This is a genomic window from Desulfobacterium sp. N47 (assembly GCF_051233685.1).
GTDB lineage: Bacteria > Desulfobacterota > Desulfobacteria > Desulfobacterales > RPRI01 > RPRI01.
In genome coordinates this window covers 1-15750 of record NZ_JBAMMY010000016.1, presented here as the reverse complement: position 1 = coordinate 15750, position 15750 = coordinate 1, and the positions used below count along the sequence as shown (strand labels likewise).

Below are 15750 nucleotides of genomic sequence, written 5' to 3'. Positions count from 1 at the left end.
TGCTGACTGAAGTGGATTTATCGATATTAAAATATTGCCCGATTTGTTTCATATTATCACGCCGAAGCACTCTGATCAGATAAATCAAAACATTTCTTGGTTCATTATACGACCCCCGTCTTGATTTATAAATATCTTTTTCATCAACAGCATAATATTCACAAACAACTCCAAGAATTAATTTCCGGCTTGGATCAAGTAATTTTGACTCCGGGATATTCTCATCTTTTATAGATTTGTAATATTTGCCTTTAATCCAATCCAGAAAATTGTCAGAACCCAATATGGAGGGCCATTTCTTCGCTTCAATTATTTGGGTAATATTACCATCATCTTCAATGAAAACAAATTGCCGGTATCTTTTTATCCATTCTTCTTTGTTTTTTGTAAGAATTGAGAAAATAAATGTCTTATGAAGCCAGTTCCATTTTTGTGCTATCGAAAGATATCCTTTATGGCTGCTCCATTTATATGAATCCAATGTTGTAACAACGCCGGCTTTTATTGGATTTTGGTGAATATATCGAACAAGCTGTAATAGATAACTGTCTCCATCCACAAGAATCGATTTATATCTGCCTCTAAAAAGCTGACCGTCATAACCGTATTTTCTGTTGGATCTTTGGGTATAGACACCATTGATATGCCGCATAGTTCTTGAGATATTTCCATCCGGTGTCTGTAATAGGATATGATAATGGTTGGGCATTAAACAATAGGCGGCAATATTAACCTTCCACATTTCCGATGCATCTTCGAGAAGCTCAACAAACATTGCATAATCCATATCGTCTGCAAAGATCTTCTCATTCCGCCTTCCGCGGTTCATAACATGGTACCATGCACCCGGATATTCTATTCTAAGTGGACGTGACATGTTGCTTGTTTATTATGAAATAAAACAAAAGTCAAGAGCCAAAAGCAGACTTGACCCCAATTTCATGACCCCAATTTCAAAAGTCAAGAGCCAAAAGCAGACTTGACCCCAATTTCAATTTCTTTCTGCAAACCCTTCTGACTGCTGACACGACAACAGCTCAGGCTGCCTTGTACAACGACTCAAGCTGATGTTATAACTTCTTCACATTTTAGCCTATCTGAGCTTGAAGAGCATGAACCTCATCGTCAAGCCTGTTCGCTAAAAAATCCTCGGTCACCTCAAGATCGTATCGAGTTTGAAGATTTAACCAAAACTGGGGTGACATACCGAAAAAGCGTCCAAGCCGGAGAGCGGTATCCGCCGAAATGGATCTTTTCCCATGCACAATTTCATTTATGCGCCTTGGGGGCACACTTATATCCTTTGCCAAACGATACTGACTGATTCCCATAGGCTCTAAAAATTCCTCCATAAGAATTTCTCCAGGATGGATGGGGGGAAGCTGCTTGTTCATATAAACTCCTAATGATAATCTGTTATTTCAGCATCATACGCATCACCGTCTCTCCACTTAAAACAAATTCGCCATTGGTCGTTTATGCGTATGCTGTGTTGACCTTTCCGGTCTCTTTGCAATGCCTCTAATCGATTACCCGGTGGCGTTCGTAAATCATTCAATTGCGCTGCAGCATCAAGCATTACCAGTTTTTTCCGCGCAATGCGCTGAATATCCTGTGGCAACTTGGTTGAAATTTGCCTGCTGAATATTTTTTCCGTTTCTTTGTCTCGAAAGGATTTTATCATGGATAAGATAATAACGCAATCCGCTAATAACGTCAAGCATTATGTTGGTAAATGATTTAATATTAGCAAGTTATAACGGTGCGGGTAACCAGCTGCCAACAGTCTGCCGCAAACCAAAGACTTTAGCGAAAACCGCCAAGTTTCTCCCCGTCTGGTTCACCCGCTATGTTAGGTTTCTTTTCTAATTTCTTCATCAAGCATATATGTCGTTTCGATAGGTAAAAGTTTTGAAATATCTTTTAAGGTTTTTTCGATTCTTTTCTCGGTATCACGAGGTTTCTCGTCAGCATACTGGAGAGGATAGGAAAGGGTGTTTGATTTTCTACATGCTAATAAAATATTTCCTCGTTTTGGCAACCCAAAAACTTTCAACGTAAAAAGAAAAGTGTAAAATGGAATTAAATATACACAAGATCTGAGCTGTGCTGATAAACCAGCAATTCTTTTATGCATTTGAAGATGTTGCGAATTTCCACTAACCTCCATGCCCGGGGCAGGCACAACGAAGCATGAGAATACAGGAGCCAGGAGTCAGGAGACAGAATAACCATGCTGTTGTTTTTCTTCTGTATTCTGTATTCTGACTCCTGTATTCTCATATAAAGTATTTCACCCTGATAAAATAATAGAGTGTGAGAAATATCTGATAATATGATATTAAGGGTGTTTTCGGGCAAATTTGCCCTGTGTTAATATCAGCCTTGATTAAAAACAAAGTTTAGTTCAAATGGGATCAAATCCGCTCTTGAATTTCCATGCCTCATTATTATTTCACTACTCTCAGCTTATGAGTTTCCTGCAACTTTTTCCATAGTTCTGTAATAATAACCAATGAAGCGCGGTCGGCATCAAAATTATCTTCATCATCTTCGCCGGAAGCAATCCGGCATGATTCTAATAGTTCGGTATTTTCTCCCCATAACCCAAAATGATTCCGGATGTATTCACCCAATGAGAGTTGAAGGCTGCCTAAATCCTCAGCTCTCATATATGCAAGTGTTGATTTATCCTTTAAGGTCATTTCCCGGATAATGATATCTTCCGCTTTTTCAACAGTTTTGGGCAATTGAATCCATATGGGTTTATAGCTTGTTTCATTTGGGGAATGAGTACTGTCGGGCATACCTGTGTCCATGATATTCAGATAAAGGGCAGCTTCTAAAATGTCCGAAGCAAGCATATAAATATTGGGATTTTTGCCCGCACGGGTTCCTGTGACATTCAAGACTTTAATATCATGGCGCAACAGCCAGGAGTTAATCTCATTGGCGGCTTTAAATGACGTAATACTGTTAAGGTCTATATGCAGCCATGGTTTTTCATGTTTTGCAGCATATTTTTGTGTTAACGCCAATCCGCCTAAAAGTTTGCCATGAGATATCACCAATGTCCCGTCCGATTTAATTACGTTTTCTTCAGTGCGTTTACTGGAACTGGTGCTATCCATCTCCTTCAATTTATACTTTACGGGCAATACTCCGTCTTCAGTCTTGCGCCCTTTCGAAATCCATCCGCCATGTAATATTTCAAGCTTTATGGCAATATCCAGTGCGGCTCTGTCAACGCCTGTTTGTCCACCTGATATGACTTTTGTAAGCATAATTCCTTTACCTTTTAACAAAGGTCAAACGGAGATTTCGCCCATCTCATATATGACAATCGTCTATATATTCGCGGAATGCTTTTTCCGTCTGAAATGTCCGCCAGACAGGCCGTTTGAAACGGCCATCACTTATTGTTCAGCTTATCGACCCAATTATAAATAGCATTACGGTATCTGTAGCCTATTATAAGACAAACAACACAAAGGGCCGTTATCAAAGCAAAGGCTCCGTATGATTTATCATAAAGGGATGCTCCCTGAAGACTTAACATTAAAGTTCCGGGCATACGCCCAATGGTAGCAAGAAGAATGAACACTTTAATCGGAAGAGCACTCAGGCCGAGAAGCATGCAAAGATAATCTTTAGGAAACCCCGGAAAAACAAACAAAACGAAAAGTACCATGACACCCTGATGCTTTATGATAGTATTAAATTTGTCCAGATAGCGGGATGGAACTATTTTTCTGATATAACGCTTGCCTAAAAAACGGCCTATTAAAAAATTTATCCACGAACCAAGCCCAAGACCTATGCTTGAATAAATAAAACCCTGTGATGCTCCGAAAATATAACCGCCTATAAAGCCCGTCGCTTCTCCCGGGATGGGAGCAAATATAACCTGAAGTACCTGAACTGCGATAAAAGCCACAGGTGCAACTATTCCAAATGAAGTGACAAAAGTTTTGATCTGTTCCCTGTCTGATAAAAGATTCCGATAGTAAACAGCCTGATTCCATAAAGGGGCCCTGAACATAAATATTAATACTGCAATCACGATAATACAGGCGCCGGACAGAATTTTTATTTTATGAGAACTAAGATTTGCCATAGGTAAGAACGGCTCTCGTTTTTATTCTGTTTTTTGCTGAGCCTTTACCAAAGCTGCAACGGCTGCCGGCAAGGCCTTGCCTTCAAGCAATTCAAGAAAAGCGCCGCCTCCTGTTGAAATAAAAGTCATTCTGTCCGCTTCTCCTGCTTTATGGACAGCCATATCGGTATCACCTCCGCCTACTATCGTCATGGCGTAGGAATTTGCCAGGCTGTTGACCATTGCCATTGTGCCCCTGCTGAAAGCATCCATTTCAAATGCTCCAAGAGGACCATTCCAGATTATTGTTTTGGCATCGTTTAAAGCTTCCGAAAAAAGCAGAGAAGAAGCAGGGCCTATATCAAGAAACATCCATCCTTTCGGTATTTCAGCAACAGGCACATTTTTTGTAACGGCATCCGCAGAAAAAGAATCGGCTGCAACACCGTCAACCGGAAGATAAAATTTAATACCTTTTTCATAAGCTTTCTTCATTGTGGATGCGGCGACTTCCAGAAGATCTTCTTCAACCTTTGAATCTCCCACATCAATACCCTGGCTTTTTAAAAAAGTATTGGCCATTGCCCCGCCTATTATCAGTTTATCAACACGCTGAATCAGATTTTCCAGAGCCGCCAGCTTGGTTGAAACTTTTGACCCTCCTATAACAGCGACTAACGGCCGCTGGGGATTCGCCATGGCTTTATTAAAATAATCCAGTTCTTTCTGAAGTAGAAATCCGGCAACCGATACAGGCACATGCTCTGTAATTGCAACTACCGAAGCATTCGCCCTGTGTGAAACTGCAAAAGCATCATTCACATATACATCGCAAAGCTGGGCCAGCTTTTTCCCGAAATCATCGTCATTTTTTTCTTCTTCAGGATGAAACCTGAGATTTTCAAGGAGCAGAACATCACCATCAGACATTAAAGATATCAAAGAGTTCACATCGGGCCCTATACAGTCTGACGCCATCTTAATGTCTTTATTAAGATAAGTGCCAAGACATTTTGCAACAGGCGCAAGACTGAACTGGGGAGAAACTTTGCCCTTTGGTCTTCCAAGGTGAGATGCAATAATAAGCTTTGCATTGTTTTCAATTGCGTAAGTTAAAGTCGGAAGTACGGAAGTTATTCTGGTGTCATCGGTTATATTCATCTTTTCATCCAAAGGCACATTAAAATCGACTCTGATAAATACGCGTTTGCCTGAAAGGTCTATATCTTTTATTGTTTTCAAAACTTCCTCCTTATTTCGTTGTGTTTTTTTCATCTATCTTGCGGGATAACTCTTTTTTGGCGGACCATCTTTTGAAAAAACCGATCATGCCTGCTTCATAATGCCTGTCGGTTAATTCTTCACGCACCTTAAGACCGTCTCCCTTATTCATAGCAGTTTTAAGACAATCGGTCTTTAAATGGCAGGTAAGGCAGGAATCCGGCGAGCATCTTAAGCCGTTTTCCGCCATTGGAAAAACAATATCTATTTTCCCGAAACATTCGGGGTTTTTTGTTTTGTTTACAGTCATTTATATAATCTTTTTACTTAAAGCTCTTTTATCTGTGCATCAAATTCGCGGTTAATTTTTTCGATATAACCATGGTCCGCAAAGCTGAAGTATTTATTGTCCCCTATTATAATATGTTCATGAACAATAACTCCCATAACCTTGCATGCGAAAATAAGCTGCCTTGTAACTGCAATGTCTTCGGGAGAAGGCGCAGGATCGCCTGATGGATGGTTATGCGCAAAAATCAAAGCTGCGGCATGGTAATCAAGAGCAGCCTTTGCAACTTCCCTTGGATATACAGAGCTTGATGTGAGCGAACCCTTAAAGAGTGTTTCAGTTCTTATGACTTTATTTTTTGCATCAAGAAAAATAACCTCAAAGCACTCAATATTTTTATCCCGCAGGTTATGAGTCAGATAATCAAACAATTCCTTGGAATTGCTTAAAGGGTCTTTGTTGATCAATTTTTTTTCGAGATACCTGTTTACCGCTTCATTAACAAGCTTGATTCCAAAAAGATTAACCGGCCCTATACCTTTTATCTCACTCAATTCGCCCGGGGAAGCTTCAAGGACACCCTGAAAAGTTTTAAATTTATTTAAAGCAGCCTTTGCAGCTTCCTTGCAGTCTTTACGCGGGGTAGCAAGAGTCAGCAAAAGTTCTATTACTTCATAATCATGGAAACCGGAAAGGCCGGACTCAAGGAATTTATCACGCAGCCTTTGCCTGTGTCCTTCGCCCTTTTCCTGTGTTTTATCTTTGCTCATCCGTTTCCTGCTTAAGATCACGCGTCATAAGCCTTAAGACAGCCTCTTTGGGAGAAACATCCTCGTATAATATACTGTAGATTTCCTGGGTAATAGGCATTTCAACATCAAGCTTTTTTGAAAGGTTATAAACCGATTTTGTTGTATTTACACCTTCTGCGACCATGCGCATCTCGGAAAGGATTTCCTTTAATTTCTTGTTTTGCCCTATTTTTTTGCCGACCGCATGATTTCTGCTTAAATCACCGGTACAGGTAAGAACCAAATCACCTACGCCTGCAAGACCTGTAAATGTTTCCGGTTTTGCTCCCATAACCAGCCCGAGACGTTTTATTTCTGCAAGTCCTCTTGTTATAAGCGCCGCTCTCGTATTTAATCCAAGATCAAGACCATCTATAATTCCGGCTGCAAGCGCTATAACATTTTTTACGGCGCCTCCCAGTTCAACTCCTATAATGTCATCATTTGTATATACTCGGAAAAACGGAGTTGCAAATAAATGCTGGACAAAAGCAGCTACATCAGGGTTTTTCGATGCCACTGTCACAGCTGTAGGAAAGTTTTTTGCAACTTCTCTTGCAAAACTCGGCCCTGAAAGAACGGCAAAATTATCTTCGGAAATATTATTCATACATTCTTTGAGAACACCGGACATGGTTAAATATGTGCCGTTTTCTATACCCTTTGAAGCAGATACTATTATTGTTTTTTCATCAATCAGGCCCGAAATTTTTACAGCCGTATCGCGCATCACATGGGATGGAACAACTATCAATACCAGGTCTTTCCCTTTCACAACATCGGCAAGATCATTTGAAGGAAAAATATTTGAAGAAAGCACTATGTCCGGAAGAAATACCTGATTCTCATGAAACTCTTCAATCTGCTCCTTTACTTCTTTTTCAAAAACCCAGAAATCAACCTTAAATCCTTTATTACCAAGAAGATTGGCAAGCGCCGTCCCCCAGCTTCCTGCCCCAACCACACCGATTTTAGCATTGTTTACATCCGATATAATATTCATTAAAAATCCAAATCATTAGCATTGTATTAAAAATGGAAAGAGCTCGTATTATTTACTGTTGACTCCGGTTTAGTCTTTTTCAGCAAGTCTTGCTGCTCCGATTACTTTTTCAGTCGCTTCCCTGTTAATAAGCTTTACACCCTGGGTATTGCGGCTGATAACGGAAATGCCGCTTATGGGTGTGCGGATTATTTTGCCGGAATCCGCCATAAGCATAAGATCATCATCTTCATCTACAATCAGTATTGCAACCACCTGGCCGTTTCGTTCACTTGTTTTTATACATATAACACCCTTTCCTCCTCTTTTATGAACAGGATATTCATCAATGGATGTTCGTTTACCAAAACCGTTTTCCGTAACGGCAAAAAGGGTCTGCCCATGGGTCAAGACCTCCATTCCCACTATTCGATCACCCTTGGCCAGACGCATCCCGCGAATCCCTCCGGTGACACGGCCTGTTGCACGTATATCCGATTCGTGGAAACGAATGGATTTCCCCATGGCCGAGCATACAAAAACATTAAGCGTTCCATCTGTAATACGCACTGCTATAAGCTCATCTCCTTCATCAAGCTTTAAAGCCTTTATGCCTCCTGCCCTTGGCCGGCTGTAAGCCATGATATCCGTCCTTTTAATCTGACCGCTTCTTGTCGCCATGATCACAAAAGAACCGGGTTCAAAATCCTTAACAGCAAGAACAGTAGTAAGTTTTTCACCTTCAGCAAAGTTCAATAGATTGACTATGGCTTTGCCCTTGCTTGTCCGTCCGGCTTCAGGAATATCATACACCTTGCACCAGTAAACTTTGCCCTGATTTGTGAAAAACAGAAAATAGTGGTGAGTGGATGCGACGAAGAGCATCGATACGAAATCCTCTTCTTTTGTCATCATCGCTGTTTTGCCTTTGCCACCACGACTTTGTGAATTATAAATGCTTGCCGGAGTTCTTTTGATATATCCATCTTTGGAAACAGTTACAACCATATCCTCTTCTACAATCAAATCTTCAATTGAGATATTTTCCGTTTCATCAATAATTTCCGTGCGCCGCAAATCGCCGTATTCGTTTTTTATCTGGGTAAGCTCATCTTTTATAATATTTAACACAAGAGTTTCACTGGCAAGAATTTCTCTGTACCTTGCAATATCTTTTAATAAATTATCATATTCCTCAATTATCTTTTCCCGCTCAAGGCCGGTAAGCCTTTGAAGGCGCATATCCAGCACAGCCTGAGCCTGGATTGGAGTCATATCAAATCTTGATATCAGCGATTGTTTGGCTTCTGAAGGAGATTTTGAGGTTTTAATCAATAAAATTACTTCATCAATATTGTCTATTGCTACTTTTAATCCCTCAAGTATATGCGCCCGTGCTTCAGCCTTCCTCAACTCAAACTTTGTCCGCTTTATTATAATATCTTTGCGGTGCAGCACAAAATACTCAAGAATTTGCTTTAATGTAAGGACCTCCGGTCTGTTGTTGACAACAGCAAGAAAGATAATTCCGAAAGTGCTTTCCATGCGGGTGTGTTTATAAAGGTGATTTATGATAATCTTTGACATCTGGTCTTTCTTAAGACCGAGAGCAATACGCATACCTTCCCTGTCCGATTCATCCCGCACATACCTTACACCTTCTATCTGTTTGTCACGGATCAACTCTGCAATTTTTTCTATCAGCCCTGCTTTATTGACCATGTAGGGAAGCTCTGTAACTACTATAGTTTCGCTTTGGTTTTTTTTATCCGTTTCCACCATAACACGGGCGCGAACCTTTACTTTACCTCTTCCTGTGGAATAAGCATCATATATTCCGCTTCTTCCGTGAATTATACCGGCTGTCGGAAAATCCGGACCGGGAACTATTTGAATAAGCTCTTCGCAGGTAATATCAGGATTATCTATAAGAGTTTTTATTGCTTCTGCAACCTCGGAGAGGTTATGCGGAGGAATGCTTGTAGCCATACCAACAGCAATACCCGAAGATCCGTTTATCAGAAGGCACGGAATTTTAGCAGGCAATATTGATGGCTCGGTCAGAGACTCATCATAATTCGGCACGACATCAACAGTCTCTTTGTCGAGATCTTCCATCATTTCCTGCGCAAGCCGCGTCAATCTGATTTCAGTATAACGCATTGCCGCCGGGGGATCTCCGTCTACAGATCCGAAATTGCCCTGGCCATCGACAAGCAGATACCTTAAAGAAAAGCTCTGGGCCATACGAACAATAGTATCGTAAACAGCCGTATCACCATGCGGATGATACTTACCTATTACATCGCCAACTATTCTGGCTGATTTTTTATACGGCTTGTTCCAGTCGTTTTTAAGCTCGCGCATGGCATAGAGAATGCGGCGATGTACAGGCTTAAGACCATCGCGGACATCAGGTAAAGCCCTCCCGATAATAACGCTCATAGCGTAATCGAGATAAGACTTTTTCATTTCCGTCTCTATATTGATCTCTGATAATTTTTCAGTTTCCATCATATTAAAAAGCCTTCAGTTTTCGATTGTCTGCCCGGACGGGCGCACACTCTTTATGCTTTGGCGGCAAATACTGCGGCTGCAAGCAAAAGAATAGTTTCATAAACAATAACACAAGCATAACTGCCACAAACAGCATATACCATACCTCCGCCGATTATGGCAGGTATGCCGCAAACAATAAGAATCCCCAATTTCCTGCTAAGATTCATCATATAAAACCTCAAATACGATAATTAAATAATAAAAACACAAAACCCGATAAAAACGAATACCGAATGGCGAAAATCTATATTCTGTATTCGTTTTCTGTATCCGGGTTATTTTCTTTCGATAATCATGGCCATTCCCATACCGCCGCCTATACACATGGAAATGAGCCCTGTGGAATATCCTTTTCTTTTCATCTGGTTCATTCCCGAAACCATCTGACGCCCTCCGGTACATCCAATCGGGTGTCCCAAAGAGATTCCGCTTCCCAGTTCATTGGGCCTGTCATTTTCAATACCGAGTTCGCGCATACAACCGATTGCCTGGGATGCAAAAGCTTCGTTTAATTCTATCATGTCTATATCTTTTAATGTCATACCGGCTAATTTCAATGCTTTTTTAATTGCAGGAACGGGACCAAGACCCATATATGCCGGATCAACACCGCCCGATGCAAAAGATTTAATATAAACAATGGGTTCAAGGCTAAGCTCTTTCGCCTTTTCCAGGCTCATCATAACAACTGCTGCTGCACCATCGTTTATTCCGGAAGCATTTCCGGCTGTAACGGTTCCATCTTTTTTGAATGCCGGTTTTAATTTAGCCATTTTTTCAACACTTGTATCCATAGGCCGCTCATCCGTATCTATCACAGTATCGCCTTTTCGCGTTTTTATGATGACAGGGGTTATTTCTTCTGCAAAAATGCCGTTTTTTATTGCAGCCATAGCCCGTTGATGGCTCAAAGCACCAAGCTGATCCTGCTCCTCTCTGCTGATTCCATACATGGCAGCAATATTTTCAGCAGTTAATCCCATATGATAGCCGTAAAATATCTCATATAATCCGTCTAAAACCATTAAATCCTGGATCTGGCCGGTTCCTGAAATTTCCATCCTGTAGCCCCAGCGTGCTTTTGGAAGCGCCATAGGCACAAGACTCATGTTTTCCTGTCCTCCGGCAATTATGACTTCGGCTTGTCCGGCCATTATGGATGTTGCACCCAAAGCAATTGCCCTAAGCCCTGAACTGCATACTTTGTTAATGGTAAAGGCAGGTGTTTCCTTTGGAATACCGCCACGGATCATTGATTGTCTTGCAGGATTTTGTCCTAAACCGGCCTGAAGCACATTTCCCATAATAACTTCATCAATTTCAATGGGTTGTTTTGAATTATCCCAATCGGAATATTTGCTTTCAAGCTCGGTTATTCCTTTATTTTTCAATTTTTCGGGAGCATTATCCATTGTATTTGCTCCTACGACCGGTCTGAGCCCAGTTCTTTTAAGAGCATCTTTTATAACCAAAGCTCCTAAATCAATGGCAGAAACATCTTTTAAACCCCCACCAAATGTACCTACAGCAGTTCTTGCGCCTCCAACAATTACAACTTCTCTCATATCAATAAACCTCCTGATTTTGACGGCTTTTCAAAAATCCATCCGTCCGGCTTGAGTAAACTATTTTTTTTACAGATAATAAATTCCATGTTATGTGAATCGGTTCATAAATCTTATAAAATTCAAGATCAAAGACCATTAACATATAAAAAGGCAGAAGGTCAATGATAAGCAGAAAAAGAAGAGAATTATTAAAGATGAAAATAATGGAAACATAAAAACAGTCTGCAAGGCTATTATTTTTTTCTATTTGATCTCTATCTGATTTTACAATATGCTAAGTGCGATGCTTCCGTAAAAAGTCCCAAAACCGTCATACCGGCGAAAGCCGGTATCCGGAACCTGTTGAAATTGCCGGATGCCCCCGGCTTAAAGCTTGCCGGGGCAGGCTTATCGGGTCCGGCATGACGAAACATATATTTTCCGACTTATTACAAGTCCGTCAAATATGTTGCATCAGCAACAATTGGTTTTAAGGATAAATTTCATAAAATAAAGCAATAACACGGTTTCTAAAACCATTATATGTATTTTTTTACTCATTCCTAATTCTAATAAACCTAAGCAACATCTTGTATTGTTTATAATTTTAACAGAAGCAATTCGCAGGCAGAGATCATAGCAGCATGAAAAAAACAAGCATTTTAATAGTTGAAGACACTCCGGTTGTTTCTTTGGCACTTGAAGCCGGTTTGAAAAATCATGGATATTTAGTATCTGCGATTGTCACTTCAGGAGAACAGACAATTCAGAAAGTCAGGGAAAATAGCCCGGATATTGTTCTGATGGACATAGAAATTGAAGGTAATATGGATGGTATAGAAACAGCTGAAATCATTCGCTCAGATTTCGATATACCCGTAATTTTTCTTACAGCTTATGCCGATGAGGAAAGAATCGAACGTGCCAAGCTTACAATGCCTTACGGATATATTCTAAAACCTTTCAGGACAAGAGACGTAAATATCTCTATAGATATGGCGCTTTATGTCGCTAAAATTGAAAAAGAACAAAAACAGCTGCAAGAAAGCCTTAGGGAAAAAACTGAGCTTCTTGAAAGAACTCTGGAAGCCACAACGGAAGGAATATGGACATATAATATTCAAACAAACGAACTTGAAGTAAGCCATCGGTCTTATATTCTTCTGGGGTATGATCCCTATGAATTTCCAGCCGATATAATCAGCTGGAGAAAGATTATTCATCCTGATGATTTATCTTTAATGTCAGATATTATTGATAATTTAAAAGAATCATCGGAAGCGCATAAAAATGCTTTCAGGATAAGGCATAAATCCGGCGATTACTGCTGGATCAGGACCAGAGTTAAAGTTGTCGAAAGGGATAAATATGGTAATCCTGTTCTGGTAATCGGTAATCACGATGATATAACCCAAAGAAAACAGGCAGAGGACCGGGTAAAAAATCAGAACCTTTTCCTGCAGATGTTGATCGATACTTTGCCGGTATCTGTTTTTTATAAAAATACCGATGGAGTTTATACCGGATGCAATGACAGCTATGCACGGTTTCTGGGTCTTTCCAAAGAGATGATCACGGGGAAAAGCGTGTATCAGCTTTTTCCACAAGATCTTGCCGACAAATATAACGAAATGGATAAAAAGCTTCTCAAAGAGCAGGAAATTCAACATTATGAATCTCAGATGACACATGCTGATGGTACAAGGCATGATGTATTAATCAGAAAGGCCACTTATCATGATGAATCCGGCACGGTGATCGGGATTATCGGAATCATGATCGATCTTTCCTCTCAGAAAAAAGTTGAGGCGGTTCTCAGAGAGCGCGAAGAGCTTTTCCGGCAGTTGTTTGACAATATGAAAGAGAGTGTGGCCATATATAAACCCGTTGAAAACGGCCAGGATTTTATATTTGTGGATTTTAATAATACAGGTCTTCTTTTTGGGGAAAAAACCCAGTAGTGTCCGGTTAAGTTTTTGCATGTTATATGGGATAAAAAAATTATAAAAATGTTTATTTTTTGCTTGACAAAGCAGATAAAAAATTTTTGTCGCCTTGTTATAAATTATAATTATAATAAGGAGTTAAGACAAAAATGCGCGCATTTAATATCCCTAAAAAGAAATTTAACACTTCATCTCATACTCGATTTGTCAAACCATTGCAAAAGATTTTCCATAGCATACCACTGCTTGAATCCAGGGGGTACAGGCCATTGAAAATGACTTTTGAAGATCAACTACAGGCACTAATTTTTTTCCATCTCCAGGAACATGAATCAGCTCGAGATCTTATTCAACACCTTGAAGAAGATGATTTTGCCAAAGAATGTATAGCTCCAAGTGGAGGTATTAGCCGCAGCAGCTTTTCCGAAATTATCAATTCCCGCGGGCTTAAACAGCTTGAATATGTTTTTCAATCTCTTTGTACACAGGCACAAAATGGAATTGGGGTCAAGTCTGAATGGAATTGGGGTCAAGTCTGCTCTTGGCTCTTGACTCGTCACCAAATAGAATGGAATTGGGGTCAAGTCTGCTCTTGGCTCTTGACTCGTCACCAAATATATTCAAAAGTAAAAAAACGCACGAATACAGTCAGCCCGCTTTTTGAATTTCGTTGGTGCCGACTTCTGCCCGGAAGAGATTTGCCCCGGCTATCGCTCCTAATACCTTTATTTTTTGTTTTATCGGACATCGGTTAATATAAGCGATCTTTATGTTACCGGCTTGAAACAAAATCTGTTTGTTAAATGCTCTTTCATTTACACTAATATCTTTTTAAAATCAAATGATTATTGCTGAAGATTTATGTGCAAGACATGTTTGCAATCAGGAAAAACGCAATATATGGAGTTATGGTTTTTGACAAATGATGAGAGGTTGAAAGCTGTAAAGACTTTAGGAATATGCAGTGCGGTTCCGCATGCTACATGTAGTAGCGGCTAAGAGCAAAAGTTCTCAGCAACCGGATTGGGCTTTATTTTTTTCCGGCTTTAATTTGAGAGATAGCATCATCCAGAGATATATCACCCAGCCACTTCTCACGCTCTTTCGTATAGTCGCCTCGGCCTACCGAGAACTGATTCAAAAACCGAATGGTTTCAACTACACCCATCTCTTTGAATAGAATATGAGTGGCCCGACGGCTAATTTCAGATATCGGTCTTGTTTCTGTATTCATATGTCTAACTCCATCACAAATTCGGTGGGGGATACCACCTTGATATTTAATTCATCGAAACTCTTAGCTTTTTTCAACAACTTGTCATCGCATGTGCAAAAATAAGCAACTTTTGAAGCGGATGCAAAGGCCAAATGCAAAGCGTCCAGTGGTTTCAGGCCTGACGCTTCCAGCCTTCTTGATAGAGCTTCAATTTCTGGCACCAACTCAACGGCTTCTTTTGCAATTTTGAGAATTGCCAAAGCATCGTCTTTACGATCCTGATCGGGAATGCGACCAATCTCGAATAGCAGAGCATCTGATGAGATGAGCTTCAAACGACCCGATTCGCACAATGCGAGAATAACGAGTACAGCTTCAGCTTCAACTGCTATCCTCGGTTGAGATTTGTCATCAAAGGGACGCTGGAGACTACAACAATCAAGATAAATTCTCATTTAATAATTTTTCCTAATTGTACAACAATTAATAGCTGTAAACCCGCCTTCTTCACTTGTCTCAAGAACGACTTTAAGTTTCATTTACTTAATCCTCCATTAAAAATAACTGATATACATAATCTTTAATTTACCGGCTTGAAACAAAATCTGTCTGTTAAATACCCTCTTATTACACCAATATCTATTTAAGATCAAACGATTATTGTTGAAGACTTATGCGTAAAACGTATTTGCGATCAGGAAAAGCGCAATATATGGAATTATAATTTTTGGGGAATGGCGGGGTTGAAAGTGAAAGGCGCGGTGCGAACCGGCTTGTTACATGTCGTAACAGCTAAGAGCAAAAGTTCTCAGCAACCGGTGAGTCTTGGGGTCAAGTCTGCTCTTGGCTCTTGACTCGTCACCAAATATATTCAAAAGTAAAAAAACGCACGAATACAGTCAGCCCGCTTTTTGAATTTCGTTGGCGCCGACTTCCGCACAAAAGGGGTTTGCCCCGGCTATCGCTCCTAAAACCTTTCTTTTCGTTTTTATCGGACATCGATAATTAATATATAATCTTTAATTTACCGCTTGATACCAAGTCGTATTCAAATTCTAGCTGCGTTGGCTTCGTCGGTTCTGTCCTCGGCGTATTACATATAA

17 protein-coding genes are annotated in these 15750 nt (G+C 40.2%); 2 read left to right on the top strand and 15 right to left on the bottom strand.

Annotated elements, in window-relative coordinates; all coding sequences use genetic code 11:
• The 13 genes from VXK47_RS00495 to VXK47_RS00435 all read right to left on the bottom strand — a co-directional run.
• A partial coding sequence (locus tag VXK47_RS00495) for a transposase (protein WP_435546813.1) occupies positions 1 to 877 on the bottom strand: 877 nt, incomplete at its 3' end.
• Positions 878 to 1088: 211 nt separating this feature from the next.
• On the bottom strand, positions 1089 to 1394 hold the full coding sequence (locus VXK47_RS00490; RefSeq protein WP_435546812.1) for a helix-turn-helix transcriptional regulator: 306 nt from the start codon (positions 1392 to 1394) through the stop codon (positions 1089 to 1091).
• 8 nt (positions 1395 to 1402) lie between these two features.
• Entirely contained in the window at positions 1403 to 1684 is a 282-nt protein-coding gene (locus VXK47_RS00485) for a type II toxin-antitoxin system RelE/ParE family toxin (protein ID WP_435546811.1), read from the bottom strand.
• Between the two features lie 168 nt (positions 1685 to 1852).
• Positions 1853 to 2137, bottom strand: coding sequence for a hypothetical protein (locus tag VXK47_RS00480; RefSeq protein ID WP_435546810.1), 285 nt, complete (start codon positions 2135 to 2137; stop codon positions 1853 to 1855).
• 313 nt (positions 2138 to 2450) lie between these two features.
• Positions 2451 to 3284, bottom strand: coding sequence for a putative molybdenum carrier protein (locus VXK47_RS00475; RefSeq protein ID WP_435546809.1), 834 nt, complete (start codon positions 3282 to 3284; stop codon positions 2451 to 2453).
• Between the two features lie 128 nt (positions 3285 to 3412).
• On the bottom strand, positions 3413 to 4117 hold the full coding sequence (locus VXK47_RS00470) for a TVP38/TMEM64 family protein (protein ID WP_435546808.1): 705 nt from the start codon (positions 4115 to 4117) through the stop codon (positions 3413 to 3415).
• 21 nt (positions 4118 to 4138) lie between these two features.
• The gene (locus VXK47_RS00465; RefSeq protein WP_435546807.1) at positions 4139 to 5338 is read right to left on the bottom strand and encodes a phosphoglycerate kinase; all 1200 of its coding nucleotides are present in this window, start codon (positions 5336 to 5338) and stop codon (positions 4139 to 4141) included.
• 10 nt (positions 5339 to 5348) lie between these two features.
• On the bottom strand, positions 5349 to 5627 hold the full coding sequence (locus VXK47_RS00460) for a hypothetical protein (protein WP_435546806.1): 279 nt from the start codon (positions 5625 to 5627) through the stop codon (positions 5349 to 5351).
• 17 nt (positions 5628 to 5644) lie between these two features.
• Positions 5645 to 6376, bottom strand: a complete 732-nt coding sequence (radC, locus tag VXK47_RS00455) for a JAB domain-containing protein (protein ID WP_435546805.1) — start codon at positions 6374 to 6376, stop codon at positions 5645 to 5647.
• A complete protein-coding gene (locus VXK47_RS00450) occupies positions 6363 to 7400 on the bottom strand; it encodes an NAD(P)H-dependent glycerol-3-phosphate dehydrogenase (RefSeq protein WP_435546804.1) in 1038 nt (345 codons plus the stop codon). The genes radC and VXK47_RS00450 overlap by 14 nt, the downstream gene beginning before the upstream one ends.
• Before the next feature lie 69 nt (positions 7401 to 7469).
• Positions 7470 to 9896 (bottom strand): DNA gyrase subunit A, encoded by a 2427-nt coding sequence (gene gyrA / locus VXK47_RS00445; RefSeq protein WP_435546803.1) that lies wholly within the window; start codon positions 9894 to 9896, stop codon positions 7470 to 7472.
• Between the two features lie 50 nt (positions 9897 to 9946).
• Positions 9947 to 10108, bottom strand: a complete 162-nt coding sequence (locus tag VXK47_RS00440) for a hypothetical protein (RefSeq protein WP_435546802.1) — start codon at positions 10106 to 10108, stop codon at positions 9947 to 9949.
• 105 nt (positions 10109 to 10213) lie between these two features.
• Complete coding sequence (locus VXK47_RS00435; RefSeq protein WP_435546801.1) at positions 10214 to 11503, bottom strand: thiolase family protein; 1290 nt, start codon at positions 11501 to 11503, stop codon at positions 10214 to 10216.
• A 626-nt stretch (positions 11504 to 12129) separates the two neighbouring features.
• Here VXK47_RS00435 and VXK47_RS00430 point away from each other — a divergent pair.
• Together VXK47_RS00430 and VXK47_RS00425 are read left to right on the top strand one after the other, a co-directional pair.
• Positions 12130 to 13446 carry a PAS domain S-box protein gene (locus VXK47_RS00430; protein WP_435546800.1) on the top strand — a complete coding sequence of 439 codons (1317 nt, stop codon included), beginning with the start codon at positions 12130 to 12132 and terminating at the stop codon, positions 13444 to 13446.
• A 134-nt stretch (positions 13447 to 13580) separates the two neighbouring features.
• The gene (locus VXK47_RS00425) at positions 13581 to 14186 is read left to right on the top strand and encodes a hypothetical protein (protein WP_435546799.1); all 606 of its coding nucleotides are present in this window, start codon (positions 13581 to 13583) and stop codon (positions 14184 to 14186) included.
• A 275-nt stretch (positions 14187 to 14461) separates the two neighbouring features.
• Here VXK47_RS00425 and VXK47_RS00420 read toward each other — a convergent pair whose 3' ends face one another.
• A complete protein-coding gene (locus VXK47_RS00420; RefSeq protein ID WP_435546798.1) occupies positions 14462 to 14665 on the bottom strand; it encodes a hypothetical protein in 204 nt (67 codons plus the stop codon).
• Positions 14662 to 15102 (bottom strand): type II toxin-antitoxin system VapC family toxin, encoded by a 441-nt coding sequence (locus VXK47_RS00415; RefSeq protein ID WP_435546797.1) that lies wholly within the window; start codon positions 15100 to 15102, stop codon positions 14662 to 14664. The genes VXK47_RS00420 and VXK47_RS00415 overlap by 4 nt, the downstream gene beginning before the upstream one ends.
• Between the last annotated feature and the right edge of the window lie 648 nt (positions 15103 to 15750).